The following is a 21,456-nucleotide window of genomic DNA, read 5'->3' as shown; positions in this document are numbered from 1 at the left end:
GCGCGCAACGAGCACAGACTCATCGAGAGTGCAGACTCGTCGCGAGCGCGGCCGGGTGGGCTGGAGCGGACGTCCCGCGTCAGCGGTGACGGATCGGGGAGCCGCCGATCCCACGGACTCCACGGAACGGGTTCATCGCGGTGATCATCATCTTGTCGGCCCCCTTTCATCGTCGTTCAGCCGGTGGTGCTCGTGAACACTATCCATCCCGGGAAAGCGAGCGCAACCCTTTTCTCGAAGAAATCCGGAAGAAGTTCCAGATCGCATTCCGCACACGACGACGGCCCGGTACCGAAGCGGTACCGGGCCGTCGTGTGGCGAGGGTCAGACCAGGGCGGTGTGCACGACACCGACCACGAGCGCGCCGTCGACCACGTCCACGCGGACGGTGTCGCCCTCGTGCACGGCCTCGTCCACGACCAGGCTCGCGATGCGGTCGTCCACCTCGCGCTGGATGAGCCGACGGAGCGGACGGGCGCCGTACTCCGGCTCGGCACCGTGCTCGGCGAGCCAGGCGGCCGCGGCGTCGGACACCGACAGGGTCATCCCCTGCGCGAGCAGCCGCAGGGACGTGTCCCGCAGCAGCAGGTCGACGATCGACCGGAGCTGGTCCTGCTCGAGCTTGCGGAACAGCACGATGTCGTCGATGCGGTTGATGAACTCCGGACGCACGGCCTCGCGCAGCCGCCCCATCACGCGGCGCCGCAGGTCGTCCTCGTCGAAACCGCCGTCCCCCGCGGCCGAGAAGCCGAGCGCACCGGACCGCGAGGCGAGGAACTCCGACCCGATGTTCGACGTCATGACGACGACCGTGTTCCGGAAGTCGACGGTGCGTCCCTGTCCGTCGGTCAGACGCCCGTCGTCGAGCACCTGCAGGAGCAGGTTGAACACGTCCGGGTGCGCCTTCTCGACCTCGTCGAGCAGGATCACCGAGTACGGGTTGCGCCGCACGCGTTCGGTGAGCTGCCCGGCCTCGCCGTAGCCGACGTACCCGGGAGGGGCACCGACGAGCCGCGAGACCGTGTGGCGCTCGCCGAACTCGCTCATGTCGAAGCGGAGCATCGCCGACTCGTCGCCGAAGAGCGACCCGGCGAGGGCCTTCGCGAGCTCGGTCTTGCCGACACCCGTCGGGCCGAGGAACAGGAAGCTCCCGACCGGCCGACGACGGTCGCCCATGCCGGTCCGGCTGCGCCGCACGGCGGTCGCGACGGCGCGCACCGCGTCGTCCTGGCCGACGACCCGCTCGTGCAGCTCGTCCTCCAGGCCGGCCAGTCGGCTCCGGTCACCCTGCGTGAGGCGGGTGGCGGGGATCCCGGTGGCCCGGGACACCACCGCGGCGACGTCGGCCTCCGTGATCGTGCGGTCACCCGGTGCCGGACGGGAGGCGCGGCTGCCGTCGTCCTGCGAGGCGGCGGTGATCCGTGCCTCCAGTCCGTCGATCTCGTCGCGCAGGCGCGACGCCTCCTCGTAGCGCTCCTCGGCGACCGCGGCGTCCTTCGCCGTGGCGAGGGACGCGACCTGCTCTCGCAGGGCGGCCACGTCGACGTCGCCCGAGCGGGCCAGCCGCCGGCGGGCGCCGGCCTGGTCGATGAGGTCGATCGCCTTGTCGGGCAGGTGCCGGTCGGTGACGTAGCGGTGCGAGAGCTCGACGGCGGCGCGGAGGGCCTGGTCGGTGTACTCGACGTCGTGGTGCTCGGCGTAGCGGGGCGCCAGGCCGGTCAGGATCGCGACCGCGTCCTCGACGCTCGGCTCCCCCACGGTGACGGGCTGGAAGCGGCGTTCGAGGGCGGCGTCCTGCTCGATGCGGCGGTACTCGGCGAGCGTCGTCGCACCGACGAGGTGCAGCTCGCCGCGGGCCAGCCGCGGCTTGAGGATGTTGCCGGCGTCCATCGAGCCGCCCTCGCCGCCACCGCCGGCGCCGACGATGGTGTGCAGCTCGTCGACGAAGACGATGAGTTCGTCAGCGTGCGCAGTGATCTCGTCCATCGCGTTCGTCAGGCGCTCCTCGAAGTCGCCGCGGTAGCGCGTGCCGGCGAGCATGCCGGCGAGGTCGAGGGCGACGACCCGCTTGCCCTGGAGCAGCACGGGGACGTCGCCGTCGGCGATGCGCTGCGCGAGCCCCTCGACGACGGCGGTCTTGCCGACGCCGGGCTCACCGATCAGGACGGGGTTGTTCTTGGTGCGGCGGAGCAGGATCTCGACGGTCTGCTCGATCTCGTCGGCGCGCCCGATCACCGGGTCGATGCCGCCCTGGCGGGCGCGCTCGGTGAGGTCGGTGCCGAACTGATCGAGCGTCGGGGTGTCCGACTGCCGCTGCTGCTCGTCGGTGTCGGTGGTGCCGGGCACGGGTCGCCCCTCTCGCGCCGCCGCGGCGGCCTGCTGTGCGTACGACTGCATGACCTGCGGGGTCACGCCGGCGCTCGCCAGGAGCTGACCGGTGACGGTCTCCTGGTCCATGACGAGCGCGAAGAAGACGTGCTCGGGGTCGGTGTAGGTGCTGCCGAACCCGCGCGCCGCCTGGGTGGCCTCGACGAGGATGCGCTGCGCGCTCGGGGTGAGGGCGGGGCGGGCGTCGACGGGTGCGTCGGACGGGGCGGGCAGGCGCTGCTCGACCTCGTGCGCGAGGTGCTCGGGGTCGACGCCGGCGGAGCGGACGACCGCGTCGAAGGGTTCGGTGGCGACGAGCTCGTGCAGCAGGTGCAGCGCGTCGAGCTCGCGCTGTCCCTGGGACACGGCGTACCTGGCGGTGCGCTGGAGCAGCTCGTGGGTGCGACGGCTGAGCAGTCGCGTGATGTCGACCGGGCGTCCGAGCGGGACGGACCGCCGGGCGCCGGTCTCCTGGGCCGCGAGGAGTCGTGCGAGGAACTCGTCGAACGAGTCACTGCCGCTGGTCGGGCCGAACGTCTCTGGCAACGGGACCTCCTGGGAATTTGAGTGCCTTCGACTCAATGCAACGCAGGAAGAGCGGGCTCATTCCCGTTCGTCGGAGAAAGTTGCGGCGACCCGACTCAGGTCCGCGCTATCGCCGCGGTCCGGGCGTCCGTGGCGGTGATCAGGTCCGTGGGCGCGAGCTCGATGTCGAACCCGCGGCGGCCGCCCGAGACGAAGATGCTCGCGTACGTCAGGGCCGACTCGTCGACGACCGTCCGCAGCCGGGCCTTCTGGCCGACCGGGCTGATCCCACCGACGACGTACCCCGTGCGCTTCTCGGCGAGGGCCGGCAGCGCCAGCGAGGCCTTCTTGCCGCCGAGGGCCGCGGCGATCGCCTTGAGGTCGAGCCGGTTCGCGACCGGGACGACCGCGACCGCGAGCTGGCCGTCGACCGAGACCACCAGGGTCTTGAAGACCTGCTCCTCGCGCAGGCCGAGCGCGGCCGCTGCTTCTTCGCCGAAGTTCGTCGCCGTCTCGTGGTGCTCGTAGACGTGCGGGGTGTACGGGATCCCCGCCCGCTCGAGGGCGAGGGTCGCTGGGGTGCTCGGCGATCCTGCGGTCATGGCGTCGATCCTGCCCGTCCGCTCCTGCCGGTCGGCTGCGGCGCGCGGGCGTTACGCTGAACGGGTGATCACGCTCGTCGAGGGACTGCTGCGCATCGTCGCGGCGCTCGTCCTCGGCGACCCCGCGGTCGGACCGGCCCCGCTGCTCGCGGTGGCCGCCCTCGGGCTGACGGCCGTCGCGATCGGTGTCGTCGTCGTGCACCTGCTCGCGGTCGTCCTCGGCATCGCACGGCTCCCCCGCCCGGGTCCGGCCGCTGCCGAGGCCGCGGAGCTCGTGACGCGGATCGCGTGGAGCCACCCCGACGCCGACGGACACGTCCGCGGTCGGGCACCGGGAGCACCCGTCCCGGCCTGATCCCGGACGGTGACGACCACCGACGGTGACCGGGCCGCACGCACCCGTGCCCCTCCCACCGATCGGAACCCCGTGGACACCACCACCCTGCCCGTCGTCGGCCCGCTGCTGCACGGCGGCGCCGACCTGCTCACCGCGCTCACCGGCGCCCTCACCCCCGTCGGCGGCGGGTTCGCCGCCGCCCTGGCCGTCGTCGCGCTCACGCTCGCCGTCCGCGTCGCGCTCGTACCCCTGTCCGTGCTGCAGGTCCGGGCCGAACGGGACCGCCGCCGACTCGCCCCACAGCTCGCGGCCCTGCGGCGACGGTACGGATCCGACCGCGAGCGCCTGCAGCGTGCGGCCCAGGAGCTGTACACGTCCGAACGGGTCTCGCCGCTCGCCGGGTGTCTGCCGGTGCTCGCGCAGGCACCGGTGCTGTCGCTCGTGTACACACTGTTCACGCACGCCACGATCGACGGCGCCGTCAACGTGCTGCTCGACGCCACACTCGTCGGGATCCCGCTCGGGCACTCGCTGCTCGTCGTCCTCGCCGGGCCGCTCTGGACGCACGCGTGGGTCGTCCTCGTCCTGCTCGCCGTCCTGACCGTCGTGGTTGAGGCGTCCCGTCGCGCGGCCCTGCGCTGGAACCCGGTCGCGCAGGACGGCACCGCACCGGCCGCCACGGTCCGCGTGGGGACGGCCGTCGCCCGGTGGGCACCGTTCGTCTCCGTGGTGTTCGCCGCGGTCGCTCCGCTCGCCGCGACGCTGTACGTCGTGACGAGCGCGGTCTGGACGCTCGGCGAACGAGCCGTGCTGCGCCGGGTGCTGCGCTAGCCGCCCTGCCCCTCCTGCTGCGGGCCCTGGTCGACGGGGTCGTACTCGGACCCGCGGCCCTGCTCCTCGTCGGCCGTCGGGACGTGGCGCTCGGTGCCGCTGCCGCCGGGGCTCGTCGCGACGTAGTCGGCCTCGCCGGATTGGGTGTCGTGCGACAGCGCCTCGAGGGTCTCCGGGTCCGCGTCGTGCCGGACGGCGTCGTGGCGCTCGGCGTCGGCTCGTTCGTGTTCGTGCTGGTCGGTCATGCGTCCCGTCTACCCGTCGCCGACTGGACAGTGCCCGCCGCGACCGGACGCGCGGGGCGCTCCGGTGGGAACATGGCGGACGTCCGGTGCGTCCGGACCGGGAGCGCACATGGCCGACGACGACGTCGCGACGGAACGGGCGCGGCTCGAGGCACTCGCGTGGGGTGCCGAGACGCCGCCGGACGAGGCTGCGCGGGCGCGGCTCGCCCTGCAGGCCCTGGCGGGCAGCACCGCGGACCACGGACGGGAGGCACGCCCCGCGCCCGCCCCGCCGGCCGAGCCCGACGGCCGGTCACGCCGCGTGGCCAGCCCCGGCGCGGTGCCGGACCGCGCGGCCGCACCGGTCGCCGCCGTGGCGACAGCCGCGCCGGAGGCGACCACGGACGGACCGGAGGCGCGGGACGGCGGTGGGGCGGGCCTCCAGGCCGGTGCACCGCAGACGGTCCGCAGCCGCCTCGCCGGGCTGCTGTGGACGGCCAGGCCGCGCGTCTGGATCGCGCTCGGCGCGGCGGCGACCATCGCGGTCGCCTTCGCCGCCGGCACGCTCGTCGGCACCGCGCGCGACCAGCCGGCCGCCGGACCGAGCACCACGCCGACGCCGGGGACGGTCACGCTCGAGGAGCTGCTCGACATGCCGCAGACGTACGCGGACCAGCTGCCGGGCCCCGTCGAGGCGCCGGTGAGCCTGCGGACGACGCGACTGGTGTTCACGAACCGGGCGCTCGACGGGAGTGCCTTCGAGACACCATGGAACGTCTGGGCCGGCATCGGGACGGACCGCTCGACCATCTGCCTCGTCGCGACGGCGAACCGGCTCGAGTCGACGACCGCGTGCTACCCGCGCGAGGAGGCACTGCACGGGTCGGTGTCCCTGTCCGCGCAGTCGATGAGCGGGACGCTGACGCTGACCCTGCGTGGCGGTGGCGTGCAGGGCACGGTGACGAACGAGAACTGATCGCAGCGGATCGGGAATGCCCGCACGGGCGCTGCGTTGGAGCGCTCCTAGGACTTTCTCGGCGAACCCCCTCGCGCGATCTGGATGCACCGTGCAACACTGGTTGAGCGCACTCGCCGTGGAGTCGTCCACAACACCCCGGGTCGTCCGACCCGGTCCACACCACCGCGAGCGCGCATCGCGCACCACCGTCACGACGGTCGGTCCGACGCGTGCTCCGCCGTTCCCCGGAGGAGGTCAGCAGCGTGTCCACGAACACCACCACCTCGGCCGTGTCGACGAACACGAGGCCGATCACCGTCACCACGCAGTCCGTCGTCGGCATCGCCGTGCTCGGGCTCGCCACGTTCTTCGCGATCACGACCGAGCTCATGCCGGTCGGTCTGCTCGGCACCATGAGCCGCGACCTCCGGGTCAGCGAGTCCACCATGGGCATCGTCGTCACCGTCTACGCCGCGGCCGTCGCCCTGCTCGCGCTCCCGCTGACGTCGTTCACCGCGCGGCTCCCCCGGAAGACCGTGCTCGTCGCGACGCTAGTCGGGTACGCGGTGTCGAACGTCCTCGTCGCCACGGCGCCGTCGTTCGCGGTCGTCTGCGCGGGCCGGGTCGTCGGCGGCGTCGCGCACGCGCTGTTCTTCTCGGTCGCGTCGGCCTACGCCACGCGCATCGTGCCGCCGCGGCTCGCCGGCCGGGCGATCGCGTTCGTCTACTCGGGCAGCTCGCTGGGCTTCGTCCTCGGCGTCCCGATTGCGACGTGGGTCGCGCAGACCATCGGGTGGCGTCCGGCCGTCGGCGCCGTCGCCCTGGCCGCCGCGGCGCTCGCCGTCGTCGCCGCCGCGTTCCTGCCGGCCGTCCGCGGCAGCTCCTCGCCGCACATCGGTTCACCGCGCGCCTGGGCGCGGACCGGGCTGCTCTCCGTCGTCGTCGCCGACCTGCTGCTGTTCGCCGGTCACTACGTCGTCTACACGTACATCGGCCCGTACGCGATCGACGCCGGGCTCGACGCCGGCATGGTCAGCGGCGCGCTCCTCGTGCTCGGCGGCACCGGGGTCGTCGGCCTCTGGCTCGCCGGGATGTTCGTCGACCGGGCACCCCGCCAGACGCTGCTCGCAGCGATCGCCGTGATGGCCGCCGCGTTCGCCACGATGCCGTTCGTGCACGGCTCGCTCGTCGGCACGATGGTGGTCGCCGGGATCTGGATGGCGGCCAACGGCACCACCGGCACGCTGTTCATGGCGGCGGCGATCCGCACCGGCGGAGTCTCCCCCGACATCGCGGGCGCGCTCGTCAACGGGGCGTCGAACATCGGCATCGCGGGCGGCGCGGCGATCGGCGGGCAGGCACTCGGGGCCGTCGGGCTGCAGTGGCTGCCGTTCGCGGGTGCGGTCGTGCTCGTCGGCTCCCTCGGGGTCGTCGTCGCCGCTCGCCGCGGGTTCCCCGTGCACACGCACGCGCAGGAGCACCTGTCGACGTCGTCGATCGAGGCGATCACGTCCTCGCTCGCGGTCGTCACCACGTCGGTGCCGGTCGTGAGCCGGGCGATCCAGACGCTCACCGGGCCGGTCGCCGTCGCGACGGGCTCGGTGCCCACCCGCCGGCGGCGCTGAGGGGCGCGGGGCGGGTGCCGAGCGGGCCAGATCTGTCACGCTCGGCGTCGTCCGCCGACACGGTCTGCACGGTCGGCGATCGACGGGCGGGGTGTCGTGCGCGCTCGGTGCACGCACGAGGACGGGCGGGTCGACTGGTGCCGGCCCGCCCGTCCTCGTGTGCGTCAGTCGCGCTGCTGTGCCGGGCGTCGCCGGGAGCGGACGCCCCGGGCGGTCAGCACGGCACCGCCGAGGAGCACGAGTGCGCCGGCGGCGACGAGCGCCGGGGTGAGCTCGGCGCCGGTGTACGCGAGCGGACCGGCCGCGCCGCCGCCGGTGGTCCCCCCAACTTCGGCGACCGGCTGAGCCACGGGCGTGCTCGGGGAGGGCGTCGGGGTCGGCGTGACCGCGGCTGCCGACAGCGCGATGGTCAGCGGCGTGGGCGTCCCACCGACGGCGACCGTGGTCACGGTGACCGGTTCGCTGTCGACGTCGCCGGTGGAGGCGACGACGGAGTACTCGGTCTCCGGCCGCAACCCGGAGAGCACGAACGCGCCGTCCTGGTCGGTGGTCACGGTCACCGCGGCCCCGTCGGCCGGGTCGGTCGGGGTGGCCACGACCTCGACGTCCGGTGCGGGCGTGCCGTCGGCCTCGGTCACGGTGCCCGGCTGGTCCACCGTCGGCAGCGGCAGGACGAAGTCGACCGGGGTCGACGCGGCGCCGGTGTCCACGGTCGTGACGACCTGCGCCGCCGCGCCGTCGACGGTGATCCGGTACGGCGTGCCGGGTGTGAGGCCCGCGAGGTCGTAGGTGCCGTCCGCGTTCGTCGGGACGACCACGACCGCCCCGGCGCCGGCGTCGACCGGTCGCGCCGTGACGGTGACGCCGCCGATCGGCGTGCCGTCCTCGTACCGCACGGACCCGGGCTGGGAGACCGTGGCCGGGACGGGCGTGGTGAACGGGAAGTCCGCCGTCGCCGTGCCGTCGGCCGCGACGGTCACCGACACCTCGGTCGGCCCGGCGGTGCCGGTCGGCGTGGTGGTCCGGACCGTGTAGGTACCGGGGCGGACACGGAGGTCGTAGGTGCCGTCCGCCGCGGTGTCGAACGAGGCGACGACCTCGCCGCCCTGCAGGAGCTCGATCCGCGCCGGATCGCCCGGTGCGGTCCCGTCCACCGTGACCCGTCCGCCCACGGTGCCGAGCGGTGCCTGGACGACGAGCGGCGGGACGGTCGCGGCCGGGGCACCGTCGGCGCCGGTGGTCGCGGTGACGGGCGTCGCGCCGTCAGCCGTGGCGACGACGGGCGTACCCGCGGGCAGACCGGGCACGGTGTAGCGGCCCTCGGCGTCGGTGACGACCTCGGCCAGGGTCGCCCCGGTGGCCGGGTCGGTCACGACCACGGTGACGTCGGCGACCGGCGTGCCGTCGGTGTCCACGACGGTCCCGTCGACCACGACCGTGCCGGGAGGTGTCGCGAACGCGAAGTCGGCGTCCGTGACGTCCGCGCGGAGGGACACCGGTGCCGGTGCCGCGGTGACGGTGGCGTTGTCGGGCGTCGCGACGGTCACGCGGTAGCCGTCGGCCTGCGTCAGCGCGTCGAAGGTGTACCGGCCCTGGCCGTCCGTCGTGGTGGTGTACTCGGTGCTGTTCGGCGCGGTGACGGTCACGAGCGTGTCCGGCAGGGCCTCGCCTTCGAGCCTCGCGGTCCCGGACAGGGACGAGGTCTTGTTCGCGAACCAGGTCTGGTAGACGGGGAACCCGCTCCGCTGCTGGTAGGTGATGGTGAGCGTGGCGAGGGAGGCCGTCGGCGTGAACCAGGCGGACGCGCCCGCGGTGTCGTTCGCAGCGGCGTTCCCGACCAGGACGCCGGTCGCGGGGTCCCACGTCGGTCGATCCTGTCCGGGAGCGACGCCCCCGGGGTCCGACGGGCAGCTCCACCCGCCCGGCGAGACCGTCGAGCAGGAGTTGTACGAGCCCTGGTAGCCGAGCTGCGCGACCGACGCCGGCGACCCGTCCGCGAGCGTCGCGGAGATCGTGGCCTGGTCGGCGTCGATGTCGCCCAGCACGAACGACCAGCCGCCGGCACCCGGGGTCCCGCCCGCGAACATGTAGGTCGTGACGGCGGCGCTCGCCGCGTTCGGTTGGTCGACGGCCGGCCGCTGGTTCAGGTAGGTGTTCCCACGGCTGTTGCCGTAGACGGCCCCGGGCGGCGTGGACGGCCCCTGGCCCGTCGTCGCACCCGAGACGACCGCCGCCTGCCGCGAGGTCGAGGTGAAGGTCGTCTCCGGGAAGCCCGGCAGCGACACCGAGCCGGTGTAGGCGCGACTACTGCCGTCCACCTCGAAGGCTCCCCAGTGCCCCGTCGTCGCGGCGGACGCGGACGTCGCGCCGGTCACCGCCAACCCTGCTCCCAGGACGAGACCGGTGATCCCGGCCGTGATCGTGCGCCATCCGCGCATGCGTGCTCCCCTGTCCCGCGCCGAGTGATCCTCGACGTTTCCTCAGGCTGCCAGGAGACGCGGAAGCGGGACCGTCGTCGTCCGGAAGCCGCACACACGGCGGTCAGTCGATCGCGAGCAGCCGGTCGAGCGCGACGACCTGTCCGGCGACGAGCAGCGCGCGGGCCTCGTCGGCGCCGACCCACCGCCCATCGTCGACCTCCGGCACCTCGACGAAACGACCCGATCCCCGCGGGAGCTCGAGACGGACGGTGTTGCTCCGGACCGCGTCCACCACGAAGTCGTCGGCTCGCCGCGCGAAGACGCGGACGCGCTTGCCCGATGCCTGCCGGACCTCGCCGAGGTCGACGGTGGGGCCGTCCGGGGCAGGCACGCCGACCTCCTCCGCGAACTCCCGGAGCGCCGCTGCGAGCGGGTCCTCGCCGGGGTCGAGCAGGCCCTTCGGGATCGACCAGGCGCGGGGGCGTCGACGCCAGAACGGTCCGCCCATGTGCACGAGGAAGACCTCCGGCCCGTCCCGGTCGGCGGTCCGTCGGTGCAGCAGGAGTCCGGCGCTGGTGACCACGGCCCGAGCGTAGTGCGGACCCTCGGCGATCCCTCAGGACGGCCACGGCGCAGACCGGTCCGGAGGGCGTAGCTTCCGGGACCAGAGGCGCCGAACGACGCCCCGGAGGACCCCGGACGAGGAGGTCGATCGGGATGGACGGACGATGGACGACGGTCACGCTGGCGGCGGACGCCGCGCGACCCCACGACGAGGCCGTGCGGTGGGTCACCGAGCACGCCGGCGGTGTCGAGCGGGTGCACGTCATCGGTGTCGACCCGGCGAGCGAGGCCCGCATCGGCCCGGACGGCGTCCGGGTCGCGGACGCCGTGGCGCGTGCCGTGCAGGACGGCGTGCCGACGGCCGACGTGACGGTCCGACGGCACGCGGGCTCCTTCGCCCGGGCACTCGTGGACGAGTCGGACGACGGCGACCTGCTGGTCGTCGGCACCTACCGGGGACGACGCGGCTCGACGGCCGGCGGGGACCCGGCCCGCGTCGCCGAGCGCGCGGCGGTGCCCACTGTGGTCGTGCCGGAGGGACCTCACCCGATCGCCGGAGACGTCGTCCTGGCAGTCGACGAACCGCTCGACGCGCACGCCGAGGCCCTGGCGGTCGCGGAGGCCCGGCGGACGCACCGGCGGCTGACACTGCTCCGGGCGTGGGAGATGCCCGTGCTCACCCGGACCGGGCTCACCGACTTCGCGGAGGAGCCGCTCCGGTGGCGCACCCGGAACGCCGAGCTCCTGCAGCGGGTCACCGCCGCCGTGACGGCTCGGCACCCGGACGTCCGCGTGCACCCGCTGCTCGTCGAGGGACGTCCGGGGCACGCCATCGCCGCGCACACCCGGCGGGCGTCGCTCGTGGTGCTCGGCGTCGGACACGTGCACGCACTGTCCGGCTCGGTGCTCCACGACGTCCTGCGCGAGACGGTGTCGCCGGTCCTGGTCGTCCCGCCCGCGGCGCACACCGCGACCGCGATCGACGAGGTCAGCGCCTGACACCGCGCCGGGCCGGGTCCGGCAGACGGCAGCGGACCCGGTCCGAGCCTCGGCGGCAGCCGGTCAGCCGGCCAGGTCCCGCACCGCTGCGGCCACCCGACCGGTCAGCCACGCCACCCCGCGCTCGTTCGGGTGCAGGGCGCCGGGGACCAGGTCGATCCGGCTGAGGTTGCCGCTGCCCTCGAGCGACACGCCGGCGACGTAGGAGCCCTTCGTCGCGCAGGCCGAGTGCGCCTGCGACGCCGCGAAGACGTCGACGAACCGGACCCCGGCCGCCCGCGCGGCGTCGGCGGACACGGTGTCGAGCTCCTCCTGCACGCCGTGCAGGTAGCGGACGTCGGTGTCGGTGAAGGGGAAGGTGTCGGACGGGAACGACCCCGCGAGGGAGCCGAGGTCGAGCGCGGACCGGAAGCAGCCGCCCCTCGGCGTGTGCTCGGCGTCCGGGAAGATCGCCGGGTACCCGAGGAACACGACGACGGCGTTCGGCGCCGCGGCGCGGACGGCCCCCAGCGTCTCGGCGATCGACAGCGCCACGCGGGACCGGATCTTCACGCCGAGCTGGTCCTCGCCGTCGCGGACGAGCGTGCTGCGGCACGACGGGGCGTCGCGGCCGGAGAACACCGGGCCCTTCGACGACAGCGCCAGGCACGACGCCGCGGTGCCGAACAGGTCGGCGTCGTTCCCACCGATGGTGATCGTCACCAGCCGCGTCCGGTCGGACAGTGCTCGGACCTGCGGCGGCACCCCGCGGAACTGGAAGCCCGACACGACGTCGTCCGAGGTCGCGCCCGCGCAGGTGACGTCCGTCAGCGCGAGCCCGAAGCGCGCGGCGATGCGGTGCGGGTAGTCACGCGCGGACTGGGCGCAGGCGTCGGTGGGCAGGTGCGTCGCGTCGTCGAGCCCGTACCCGGCCGAGTACGAGTCGCCGAGCGCGACGTACTCCGACCCCGGCGGGATCGCGGCGAGGGACTCCGGCGGGTCGGACGGGACCGGGTACGGCGCCGGCACGGGCCACATCGGCGCGGCGACCGCCGCACCCGAACCACCGACACCAGCACCGCCGCCGAGCGCGGACGCGCCCACGAGCGCCACGACCGCCAGGCCACCGAGCACGGCACGGCGGAGCGCCGGACGGACGCGGCGGAGCACCGGACGGGAGCGGGTCAGGACGAGCCTCCGGGGAGTCGGGACGCGGACGGGACCACCCAGGCTAACCGTCCCGCCCGAGCGTCACCGACGACCGAGTCGCCGCTCTCCCCCGCTGCCGGTCTGGTACTGCAGGCCGTAGTGCTCGTAGAGCACCGGCTCGGTCGACGCCTCGAGCTCGCCGTCGGTCGGGATCGACGGCGCGTCCTTGACGAGCTTCTTCGGGAACGCCACGCGCAGGTGCTTCGGTGCCACGGTCGCCCCGACGAGCGGGACGAAGAGGAGCTTCTGGAACCCGACGAGGCCCGTCGTCACCGATCCGAACGCCGGCTCCGAGGTCGCGGTGTCGTAGTAGATGCTCTCGAGGGTCCCGACCTTGTCCTCGGCCTCGTCGACGACCGTCAGGCCGATCCAGTCGCGGATGTCAGTTGCTTCGAACACGGCGGGCTCCCATCGGAGGCGGAACAGGTCCGGTCCGACGCTACCGGGCGGCGGACGGGACGGTCACGGCGAGCGAGTCCACGGCGTCGAGGACGTCCTGCACGCCGACCGCGAGGAGCGCCGGGTCCGGGTCCTCGGCGAACACGTCGCCGCGCCGCACCGACGCGTCGGTCAGCACCACGTGCGGTCCCGAGGCCGGCGGTCCCCACGCCTCCGGCGGCGCCGGACCGAACACGACGACCGACGGCACCCCGTAGGCCGACGCGAGGTGCGCCGCACCGGTGTCGACGGTCACGACGACGCTCGCGGCCGCGACGACCGCCGCGAACGGCTGCAGGTCGAGCACGCCGGCCAGGACCGCGTCGGGTGCCAGCCCGGCCGCCTGCGCGACGGCGGCGGCGCGCTCGACGTCGTCCGTGCCTCCCGTCAGGACGACCCGGTGTCCGCGTTCCCGCAGCCCGCGCGCGACCGCGGCGAACCGGTCCGTCGGCCAGTGCCGGGCACCGTGGAAGGCGCCCACGTGCACGACCGCCGCACCGGGCGCGACCGACGGCTCGGCCGGACGCGCGATCGCGACCTCGTCGGCGTCCGCCGGGATCCCGTGCCAGGTCAGCAGGCGCGCCCACCGCTCGCGTTCGTGCACGTCGTCCGGCCAGGGCGGGCCGTCGTTGCCGTGGAGCGGGTCGGCGTGCCCGATCACGCGCCGTGCGCCGAGGGCGGCGACGAGGTCCGAGGACTCCGGGCCGACGCCGTGCAGGTTCACCGCGACGTCCACCACGCCGGCCGGCGCCGCGATCGCGTGGTCGAGTCCGTGCTGGGCGAGGTGCACGTCCACGGGCAGCAGCTCGACCACCGGTGCCAACCAGGCCGTCGTGGCGAGCGTGATGCGGTGGCCGGGGAAGGCCCGGCGGAGGGCGTGCAGCGCGGGGACGGCGACGAGCGCGTCCCCGAGCTTGATGGCGCGGAGGACGAGCAGGTCCGGGCGCCCGTCGGACGGGGGCAGTACGGGGACGGCGGTCACCGCGCCGACGCTAACCGGACGTGCCTGGGGTGCTTCACGGCGTCGGACCGGTAGCAGTGCAGCATGCCCCTCGCGACGGACCGCGTCATCCGCGGTGTCCTCTTCGACCGTGACGACACGCTCGTGATCGACGTCCCCTACAACGCCGACCCGCACCGGGTGGTCCCCGTGCCGGGTGCGCACCGGGCCGTCGAACGGGCACGGGACGCCGGGCTCCGCGTCGGCGTCGTCACGAACCAGTCGGTCGTCGCCAAGGGCATGGCCACCCGCGAGCAGGTCGACGCCACGAACGCCCGGGTCGACGAGCTCGTCGGACCCTTCGACGTGTGGTGCGTCTGCCCGCACGACGCCGGGGACGCGTGCCGGTGCCGCAAGCCCCGGCCCGGCATGGTGCTCGACGCCGCGGCGGCGCTCGGCCTGGACCCCGCCGAGCTCGTCGTCGTCGGGGACATCGGTGCCGACGTCGGTGCCGCGCTCGCCGCGGGGGCGCAGGGGATCCTCGTGCCGACCGCGCGGACCCGGGCGGAGGAGGTGGCGGCCGCGGACACGGTCGTCGGCTCCCTCGACGAGGCCGTGGACCTGTTGCTCGCCCGCGTCCCCGCGGAACAGGCGTGAGCGGCAGCACGGGCCTGCCCGGCAGGACCGACACCGGCACCGGCGCCGACCCCGCCCGCCGCCCCCGCGTCCTCGTGGTCCGCCTCGACTCCTTCGGCGACGTCCTGGTCACCGGTCCGGCCGTCCGCGCCGTCGCCGCCGGCGCCGCCCACGTAACGATGCTCTGCGGCCCGCAGGGTGCCCCCGCCGCCGACCTGCTGCCCGGGGTCGACCGCGTGCGCGTCTGGGCGGCGCCGTGGGTGACCGAGACCGCCCGCCCGATCGACGACGCCCTGCTCGGCGAGTTCCGCGCGCTCGTCACCGAGGAACAGCCGGACGAGGCCGTCGTCCTGACGTCCTTCCACCAGTCACCGCTGCCGGTCGCGCTGCTCCTGCGCCTGGCCGGCGTGGCGCGCGTCACCGGCGCCTCGGTGGACCACCCGGGGTCGCTGCTGGACGTGCGCCTGCGACCGGGCGAGGACCTCCCCGAGGACCTGCCCGAACCCGAGCGCGCCCTCCACATCGCCGCGGCCGCCGGGTTCGCGCTGCCCCCGACCGACGACGGGAGGCTCGTGGTGCGCCACGACGCCGTCGCACCACCCGAGGTGGTCGCCCTGGGTCGGTACGTGGTCGTGCACCCCGGCGCGAGCGTGCCCGCCCGCGCGTGGCCGGAGGCCCACCACCGCGCGCTCGTCGCCGCCTACGTCGAGCGCGGGGTCCCCGTGGTCGTCACCGGCAGCCCGGGTGAGCGGGCGCTCACGGCCGCGGTCGCCGGGGACACCGCGCTCGACCTCGGCGGTCGGACCAGCCCCGCCGAGCTCGCCGCGGTGCTCGCCGGCGCCGAGGTGGTCGTCGTCGGGAACACCGGGCCCGCCCACCTCGCCGCCGCGGTCGGCGCCCGGATCGTCAGCCTGTTCTCGCCCGTGGTGCCCGCGGTCAAGTGGGCGCCCTACGCGCCGGACGTCGAACTGCTCGGCGACCAGCAGGCGCCGTGCCGCCTGAGCCGGGCCCGCGAGTGCCCCGTCGCCGGACACCCCTGCCTGTCCACGGTGCGCGTCGAGGACGTCCTGGCGGCCCACGAACGGCTCCTCGGACGCGCTCCGCGGATGAACACGCGAAGCCTGCGAGGTCCGGCAGCGGGCGCTGCGTAGCGTGCGCCACTGCTCCTCCTGCTCCTCGCCGACCCCGGCGACGGAGCGTCCGGGAGGGGCTCAGGACGAGACGGAAGGCCCTGCATGCGGATCCTCGTGTGGCACGTGCACGGCGGCTGGATGGACGCCTTCGTCCGCGGCCCCCACGAGTACCTCATCCCGACCACCCCGGCGCGAGACGCCTGGGGGCTCGGACGCGGCGGCCGCGACTGGCCGGCGAACGCGATCGAGATCGACCCCGCCGACGTCGCCGACGCGGAGGTCGACGTGGTCGTCCTGCAGCGCACCGAGGAGCTCGAGGAGGCTGCGCGCCTGCTCGGCGGCCGCGAGGTGCCGACGGTCTTCGTGGAGCACAACGCACCGCGCGTCGACGTACCGAACAGCCTGCACCCGCTCCGCGACCGCGACGACCTGCTGATCGCGCACGTGACGCACTGGAACGCCCTGATGTGGGACTGCGGGACCACCCGCACGACCGTCGTCGAGCACGGCGTGGTCGACCCCGGGCCGCTGTACACCGGCAGGCTCGAGCGCTTCGGCGTCGTGATCAACGAGCCGGTGCGCCGCGGCCGGGTCGTCGGCACCGACCTGCTCCCCCGCTTCGCCGCGGTCGCTCCGGTCGACGTCTGGGGCATGGGCACCGAGCGGCTGCCCGAGGCTGGCCTCGGCGACCGCGTCGTCCCCCGCGGCGACGTCCCCGCCGACCCGATGCACGCGGCCCTGGCCGAGCGCCGCGCCTACGTGCACCCGAACCGGTGGACGTCGCTCGGCCTGTCGCTCATCGAGGCGATGCACATGGCGATGCCGGTGCTCGTCCTCGCGACGACCGACGCACCGCGGAGCGTGCCCGCCGACGCCGGCGCGATCGCGACCGACGTGGCGGACCTGGTCCGCGCCTCCAGGACGCTCCTGGAGGACCCCGAGGAGGCGCGCCGACGGGGCGCCGTGGCACGGGAGGCCGCGCTCGCACGGCACGCGCTGCCCCGGTACCTGGCGGACTGGGACGACCTCCTCGACGACGCCGTCGCGCGGGGTGCGCGACGCGGACGCGCGACGGCCGTCGCGCTGGAAGGGAGCACCCGATGAAGATCGCCATGGTCTCCGAGCACGCGAGCCCGCTCGCGGTGCTCGGTGGTGTCGACGCCGGCGGGCAGAACGTGCACGTCGCCGAGCTCTCCGGGGCGCTGGCCGACCGCGGCCACCAGGTGACGGTGTACACCCGCCGCGACGACGCCGCACTGCCCGTCCGGGTGCCGCTGCGTCCGGGCGTCGAGGTCGTGCACGTCGACGCCGGACCCGCCCGGCACGTCCCCAAGGACGACCTGTTCCCGTTCATGGACACCTTCGCCGCGGTGCTCGCGGCCGAGTGGTTCGTGGACCGCCCCGACGTGGTGCACGGGCACTTCTGGATGTCCGGGCACGCCGCGCTCGACGCCGTCCGGCAGGTCCAGGCCCGTACCGGCGGCGTCCGCATCCCCGTCGTGCAGACCTTCCACGCGCTCGGCGTCGTGAAGCGCCGCCACCAGGGGTCGGCGGACACGAGCCCCGCGGAGCGCGAGTGGGTCGAGCCCGCGGTCGGGCGGAGCGTCGACCAGGTCGTCGCGACCTGCTCGGACGAGGCGTTCGAGCTGAAGGCCCTCGGCGTCCCCCTGCACGCCATCTCGGTCGTACCGTGCGGCGTCGACACCGAGCTGTTCACGCCAGACGGGCCCGCCGAGGAGCGGGGTCGCCCGTTCCGGGTCCTGACCGCCTCCCGGTTGGTCCGGCGGAAGGGCGTCGGCACCACGATCGCCGCCCTCGCCCGGCTGCTCGACGAGGGTCGCGACGTCGAGCTCGTCGTCGTCGGCGGTGCCGGCACCGCGGGGTCCGACCTGGTCGACGACCCGGAGTACCAGCGCCTGGACGCCCTCGCGCGCTCGCTCGGCGTCCGCGACCACGTGACCTTCCGCGGCCAGCTCGGGCAGCACGACATGCCCGCCGTCTACCGGAGCGCCGACGTCGTCGTGTGCGCCCCCTGGTACGAGCCGTTCGGCATCGTGCCGCTCGAGGCGATGGCGTGCGGCCGACCGGTCGTGGCGTCGAGCGTCGGCGGCCTGATCGACACGGTCGTCGAGGACGCCACCGGCCTGCACGTCCCCCCGCGGGACGAGGAGGCCGTCGCCGAGGCCGTCGGACTCGTGCTCGACGACAGCGCCCGGCGCGAGGCCTACGGTCGCGCCGGACGGGAGCGTGCGGAGGCCCGCTACACCTGGCACAAGGTCGCCGCGGACAGCGAGCGCGTCTACGAGCGGCTCGTCGCCGGGTCCGGTGCCACCGTGCCCTCTCCCGACGTCGCCGCGACCGGCACCGCCCCCGCCGCGGTGCCCACCCCCATGACCACGGGCTCCCGCCCCACCCGCGCCGGCCGGACCCTCCGCCCGTCGCTCCCGACGGAGAGGACCGCACGATGACCATCGACCAGCAGACCGGGACCCTCGACCCGGGCACCGAGCGCACGAGCGTCCGGACCGTCGTCGACCACATCGCCGCGTCCGTGCCGGTGATCGCGTCCCTCGTCGACCACCAGGACCACATCGCGGCGTGGGCGGACGACATCGCCGGGCGCCTGGTCGCCGGCCGCCGGCTCCTCGCCGCGGGCAACGGCGGGTCCGCGGCCGAGGCGCAGCACCTGACGTCGGAGCTCACCGGCCGCTTCGACGGTGACCGGCCCGCGTACTCCGCGATCTCGCTGCACGCCGAGAGCTCGGCGGTCACGGCCATCGGGAACGACTACGGCTACGACGAGGTCTTCGCCCGCCAGGTCACGGCGCACGCCCGGGCCGGGGACGTCCTCGTCCTCCTGAGCACGAGCGGCAAGAGCCCGAACCTGCTCCGTGCGGCGGCGGCCGCGCGGGCAGTGGGTGCCCGGTCGATCGCGATGACCGGCCCCGGTCCGAACCCGCTCGCCGACGCGGTCGACGACGCGATCTGCATCGACGGCCCCTCCGCGAACGTGCAGGAGGCGCAGCTCGTCCTCGTGCACGCGCTGTGCCGGGCGATGGAGCCCGCCCTCCGTCGCGGGGGCCGTCGGTGACCGGCAGCACGACCGGCAGCACGGGCACCACGACCGGCAGCGCCGCTGGCCGCACCGGCGGCACCCGCCGCCGCGTCGTGGTCGTCGGGGACACCCTGCTCGACGTCGACGTCTCCGGCACCAGCGAACGCCTGAGCCCCGACGCCCCCGTCCCCGTCGTCGACGTCCGCACCGACGACCGCCGCGCCGGCGGAGCCGGTCTCGTCGCCTCGATGCTCGTCCGCGAGGGCCACGACGTCACGCTCGTCACCGTCCTGGGCGACGACGACCGCGCCGCCGAGGTCCGCGCCCTGCTCCCCGACGTCGACGTCGTCGCCGGCCCGTCCGGGGTCGCCACGCCCGTCAAGACCCGCGTCCGGGTCGTCGACCACGCCCTGGTCCGGATCGACGAGGGCTGCGCGACACCGCCCGTCCCCGACACCACGGCCGCGATGACCGCCGCGCTCGAGGGCGCCGACGCGATCGTGGTCGCCGACTACGGCCGCGGAGTCGCCGCCTCCTCCGAGCTCCGCGACGCGCTCGAGCGCGTCGCCACCACCACCCCGGTCGTGTGGGACCCGCACCCGAAGGGCGCCGCGCCCGTGCCCGGCACCGCGGTCGTGACACCGAACACCGCCGAGGCCCGACGCTTCACCGACGTCCCCGGCGACGGCGTGCCGTTCGCCACCGACGCGGCGGCCGCCCTCGTCGAGACCTGGGGCGTCGACGCCGTCGCCGTCACCATGGGCGACCGCGGCGCCCTCGTCGCGAGCCGCCGCCGCACCGCGCCGGACCGCGACACGGCGCTCGACAGCCGGTTCGTGCCGGCCCCGTCCGTCACCGCCGGGGACCCGTGCGGCGCCGGCGACCGGCTCGCCGCGGGCGTCGCGATCGCCCTCGCCGAGGGCGCCGACGTCACCGACGCCGTCGCCGCGGGCGTGCTCGCCGCCTCGGAGTACCTGGCCGCCGGTGGCGTGACGGCACTCTTCGCGGACGACGGCCCCGCCCCGGTGCCCGTCCCCGGCGTGGACCGCGACGCCCTCCGGGTCGTGCACGAGGTCCGGAGCGCCGGCGGCACCGTCGTCGCCACCGGCGGGTGCTTCGACCTGCTGCACGCCGGGCACGCCCGGACGCTCTCCGCCGCGCGGGCGCTCGGCGACTGCCTGGTCGTCTGCCTGAACTCCGACGACTCGGTCCGGGCGCTCAAGGGCCCGGAGCGGCCGATCATGAGCCAGGAGGACCGCGTCGAGCTGCTCCTCGCCCTGGACTGCGTCGACGCCGTCGTCGTCTTCGACGAGCACACCCCGGACGAGGCGCTCCGGCGCTTCCGCCCGGACGTCTGGGCGAAGGGCGGCGACTACGCGGCCAGCGAGCTCCCGGAGTCGGCCACCCTGGCCGAGTGGGGCGGCCGCGTCGTGACGGTCCCGTTCCACGCGGGCCGCTCGACCACCCGGCTCGCCGCCGCCATCGCGCGCGTCGGCTGACGGCGCCCGTCCCGACCACCCCCGGCCTGGAGGCACGGCGCACCGCCGCCACGTGCCTCCCGTCCGGTGGTCCGCACCACCACACCGCCCGTCGGCGCCGCCGACGGGCCGCACCACGCCCTCCGGAAGGAAGCACATGCCCGTCCCCACCACCCCCATCGGTCGCGTCCTCGTCACCGGCGGCGCCTCGGGTCTCGGCGCGGCGGTCGTCGCCGCCGTCACCGAGGCCGGCGGCACCCCGATCGTGCTCGACCTGCGGGTCGACGCGGTGCCCGAGGGCGTCGACGCCGTCGCGGTCGACGTCACCGACACCGAGGCCACCGAGCGTGCGGTCCGCGAGGCCGTCGAGCGCCACGGCGGACTCGACGCGGTCGTCACGGCCGCCGGGATCGACAAGCCCGCGCCGATCGGGAGCATCTCGTCCGGCGACTGGGAGCGGATCGTCGGCGTGAACCTGCTCGGCACCGCGGCCGTCGTGCGCGCGGCGCTCCCGGCGCTCGAGGCCACGCACGGCCGGGTCGTGACGATCTCGTCGTCGCTCGCGCTCCGCGGCGTCGGCGACGGCACCGCCTACTCGGCGTCGAAGTTCGGCGTCCGCGGGTTCTCGCAGGCGCTGGCCGCCGAGTCCGCCGGACGCATCGGCGTGACGAACATCATCCCGGCGGGCATGCGCACCGCGTTCTTCGAGGGACGGACGGAGCAGTACAAGCCGGGTCCGGACGCGCAGCTGATCGAGCCGGAGTACGTCGCGAACTCGATCCTGTTCGCGCTGTCGCAGCCGGCCGGGTGCGAGATCCGCGAGCTGTCGATCATGCCCGCGACCGAGCCCAGCTGGCCGTAGCCCGTCGAGCGCGGACGAGGCGCGGTACCCGTGGGTACCGCGCCTCTCGCGTGCGCGAGAGTGCCACTTCTGGGGCGCTCGGCGCAGCCGAGCGACCGGAAGCGCCCGCGAGCCGACACGCCGACGGGGTGTCGTGCGCACTCGGTGACCGGCAGGGCAAGGGTGGGGCGTGCCTCCAGGCTGGCGCCGCCGTTTCAGGGGCCGACGGACGAGGGGGCGATGCTCCCCCGCGAGAGTGCCACTTCTGGGGCACTCGACGCAGCCGAGCGACCGG

At 75.0% G+C, this 21,456-nt stretch carries 20 protein-coding genes; 12 read left to right on the top strand and 8 right to left on the bottom strand.

Features of this window, described 5'->3' with window-relative positions:
* Positions 1-324: 324 nt before the first annotated feature.
* Together LQK89_RS08350 and ybaK are read right to left on the bottom strand one after the other, a co-directional pair.
* Entirely contained in the window at positions 325-2,913 is a 2,589-nt protein-coding gene (locus LQK89_RS08350) for an ATP-dependent Clp protease ATP-binding subunit (RefSeq protein WP_231050736.1), read from the bottom strand.
* A 95-nt stretch (positions 2,914-3,008) separates the two neighbouring features.
* Complete coding sequence (ybaK, locus tag LQK89_RS08345) at positions 3,009-3,494, bottom strand: Cys-tRNA(Pro) deacylase (RefSeq protein WP_058743027.1); 486 nt, start codon at positions 3,492-3,494, stop codon at positions 3,009-3,011.
* 64 nt (positions 3,495-3,558) lie between these two features.
* Between ybaK and LQK89_RS08340 the strand changes: the two genes are divergently transcribed.
* Positions 3,559-3,849 carry a hypothetical protein gene (locus tag LQK89_RS08340; RefSeq protein WP_231050735.1) on the top strand — a complete coding sequence of 97 codons (291 nt, stop codon included), beginning with the start codon at positions 3,559-3,561 and terminating at the stop codon, positions 3,847-3,849.
* 72 nt (positions 3,850-3,921) lie between these two features.
* Entirely contained in the window at positions 3,922-4,662 is a 741-nt protein-coding gene (locus LQK89_RS08335; RefSeq protein WP_231050734.1) for a YidC/Oxa1 family membrane protein insertase, read from the top strand.
* Here the strand turns inward: LQK89_RS08335 and LQK89_RS08330 are convergent.
* Positions 4,659-4,907: a hypothetical protein gene (locus LQK89_RS08330; RefSeq protein WP_058743025.1), complete on the bottom strand. Its 249-nt coding sequence runs from the start codon at positions 4,905-4,907 to the stop codon at positions 4,659-4,661. The genes LQK89_RS08335 and LQK89_RS08330 overlap by 4 nt on opposite strands.
* 109 nt (positions 4,908-5,016) lie before the next feature.
* Here LQK89_RS08330 and LQK89_RS08325 point away from each other — a divergent pair, with 109 nt between their 5' ends.
* On the top strand, positions 5,017-5,862 hold the full coding sequence (locus LQK89_RS08325; RefSeq protein WP_231050733.1) for a hypothetical protein: 846 nt from the start codon (positions 5,017-5,019) through the stop codon (positions 5,860-5,862).
* A gap of 245 nt (positions 5,863-6,107) precedes the next feature.
* Positions 6,108-7,469: an MFS transporter gene (locus tag LQK89_RS08320; RefSeq protein ID WP_231050732.1), complete on the top strand. Its 1,362-nt coding sequence runs from the start codon at positions 6,108-6,110 to the stop codon at positions 7,467-7,469.
* A 164-nt stretch (positions 7,470-7,633) separates the two neighbouring features.
* On the opposite strand, the gene LQK89_RS08315 is transcribed toward LQK89_RS08320, so the two are convergent.
* On the bottom strand, positions 7,634-9,907 hold the full coding sequence (locus LQK89_RS08315; protein WP_231050731.1) for a carboxypeptidase regulatory-like domain-containing protein: 2,274 nt from the start codon (positions 9,905-9,907) through the stop codon (positions 7,634-7,636).
* Between the two features lie 103 nt (positions 9,908-10,010).
* A complete protein-coding gene (locus LQK89_RS08310; protein ID WP_144801202.1) occupies positions 10,011-10,472 on the bottom strand; it encodes an NUDIX domain-containing protein in 462 nt (153 codons plus the stop codon).
* 134 nt (positions 10,473-10,606) lie between these two features.
* Here LQK89_RS08310 and LQK89_RS08305 point away from each other — a divergent pair, with 134 nt between their 5' ends.
* Positions 10,607-11,452, top strand: a complete 846-nt coding sequence (locus tag LQK89_RS08305) for a universal stress protein (RefSeq protein WP_231050730.1) — start codon at positions 10,607-10,609, stop codon at positions 11,450-11,452.
* A 63-nt stretch (positions 11,453-11,515) separates the two neighbouring features.
* Here LQK89_RS08305 and LQK89_RS08300 read toward each other — a convergent pair whose 3' ends face one another.
* The 3 genes from LQK89_RS08300 to LQK89_RS08290 form a co-directional block, all read right to left on the bottom strand.
* On the bottom strand, positions 11,516-12,601 hold the full coding sequence (locus LQK89_RS08300; protein ID WP_231050729.1) for an SGNH/GDSL hydrolase family protein: 1,086 nt from the start codon (positions 12,599-12,601) through the stop codon (positions 11,516-11,518).
* An 81-nt stretch (positions 12,602-12,682) separates the two neighbouring features.
* On the bottom strand, positions 12,683-13,039 hold the full coding sequence (locus LQK89_RS08295; RefSeq protein ID WP_058743018.1) for a PRC-barrel domain-containing protein: 357 nt from the start codon (positions 13,037-13,039) through the stop codon (positions 12,683-12,685).
* A 40-nt stretch (positions 13,040-13,079) separates the two neighbouring features.
* Entirely contained in the window at positions 13,080-14,060 is a 981-nt protein-coding gene (locus tag LQK89_RS08290; protein ID WP_144801206.1) for a glycosyltransferase family 9 protein, read from the bottom strand.
* A 63-nt stretch (positions 14,061-14,123) separates the two neighbouring features.
* Here LQK89_RS08290 and LQK89_RS08285 point away from each other — a divergent pair, with 63 nt between their 5' ends.
* The 7 genes from LQK89_RS08285 (at position 14,124) to LQK89_RS08255 (ending at position 21,182) form a co-directional block, all read left to right on the top strand.
* On the top strand, positions 14,124-14,675 hold the full coding sequence (locus LQK89_RS08285) for a D-glycero-alpha-D-manno-heptose-1,7-bisphosphate 7-phosphatase (protein WP_231050728.1): 552 nt from the start codon (positions 14,124-14,126) through the stop codon (positions 14,673-14,675).
* Between the two features lie 74 nt (positions 14,676-14,749).
* Positions 14,750-15,805, top strand: coding sequence for a glycosyltransferase family 9 protein (locus LQK89_RS08280; protein ID WP_231050765.1), 1,056 nt, complete (start codon positions 14,750-14,752; stop codon positions 15,803-15,805).
* Positions 15,806-15,889: 84 nt separating this feature from the next.
* Positions 15,890-16,891, top strand: a complete 1,002-nt coding sequence (locus tag LQK89_RS08275; RefSeq protein ID WP_174778484.1) for a glycosyltransferase — start codon at positions 15,890-15,892, stop codon at positions 16,889-16,891.
* Positions 16,888-18,255, top strand: coding sequence for a glycosyltransferase (locus LQK89_RS08270; protein WP_231050727.1), 1,368 nt, complete (start codon positions 16,888-16,890; stop codon positions 18,253-18,255). The genes LQK89_RS08275 and LQK89_RS08270 overlap by 4 nt, the downstream gene beginning before the upstream one ends.
* Positions 18,252-18,878 carry a D-sedoheptulose-7-phosphate isomerase gene (locus LQK89_RS08265; protein WP_144801212.1) on the top strand — a complete coding sequence of 209 codons (627 nt, stop codon included), beginning with the start codon at positions 18,252-18,254 and terminating at the stop codon, positions 18,876-18,878. Before LQK89_RS08270 ends, LQK89_RS08265 begins: the two co-directional genes overlap by 4 nt.
* Before the next feature lie 77 nt (positions 18,879-18,955).
* On the top strand, positions 18,956-20,341 hold the full coding sequence (locus LQK89_RS08260; protein ID WP_231050764.1) for a PfkB family carbohydrate kinase: 1,386 nt from the start codon (positions 18,956-18,958) through the stop codon (positions 20,339-20,341).
* Positions 20,342-20,477: 136 nt separating this feature from the next.
* On the top strand, positions 20,478-21,182 hold the full coding sequence (locus LQK89_RS08255) for an SDR family oxidoreductase (RefSeq protein WP_058741779.1): 705 nt from the start codon (positions 20,478-20,480) through the stop codon (positions 21,180-21,182).
* Positions 21,183-21,456 lie beyond the last annotated feature (274 nt).

Source organism: Curtobacterium sp. C1 (assembly GCF_021049325.1).
Lineage (GTDB): Bacteria > Actinomycetota > Actinomycetes > Actinomycetales > Microbacteriaceae > Curtobacterium > Curtobacterium citreum.
Note: the sequence above shows the minus strand (reverse complement) of the source record. Positions and strands in the feature narration are given on the sequence as shown.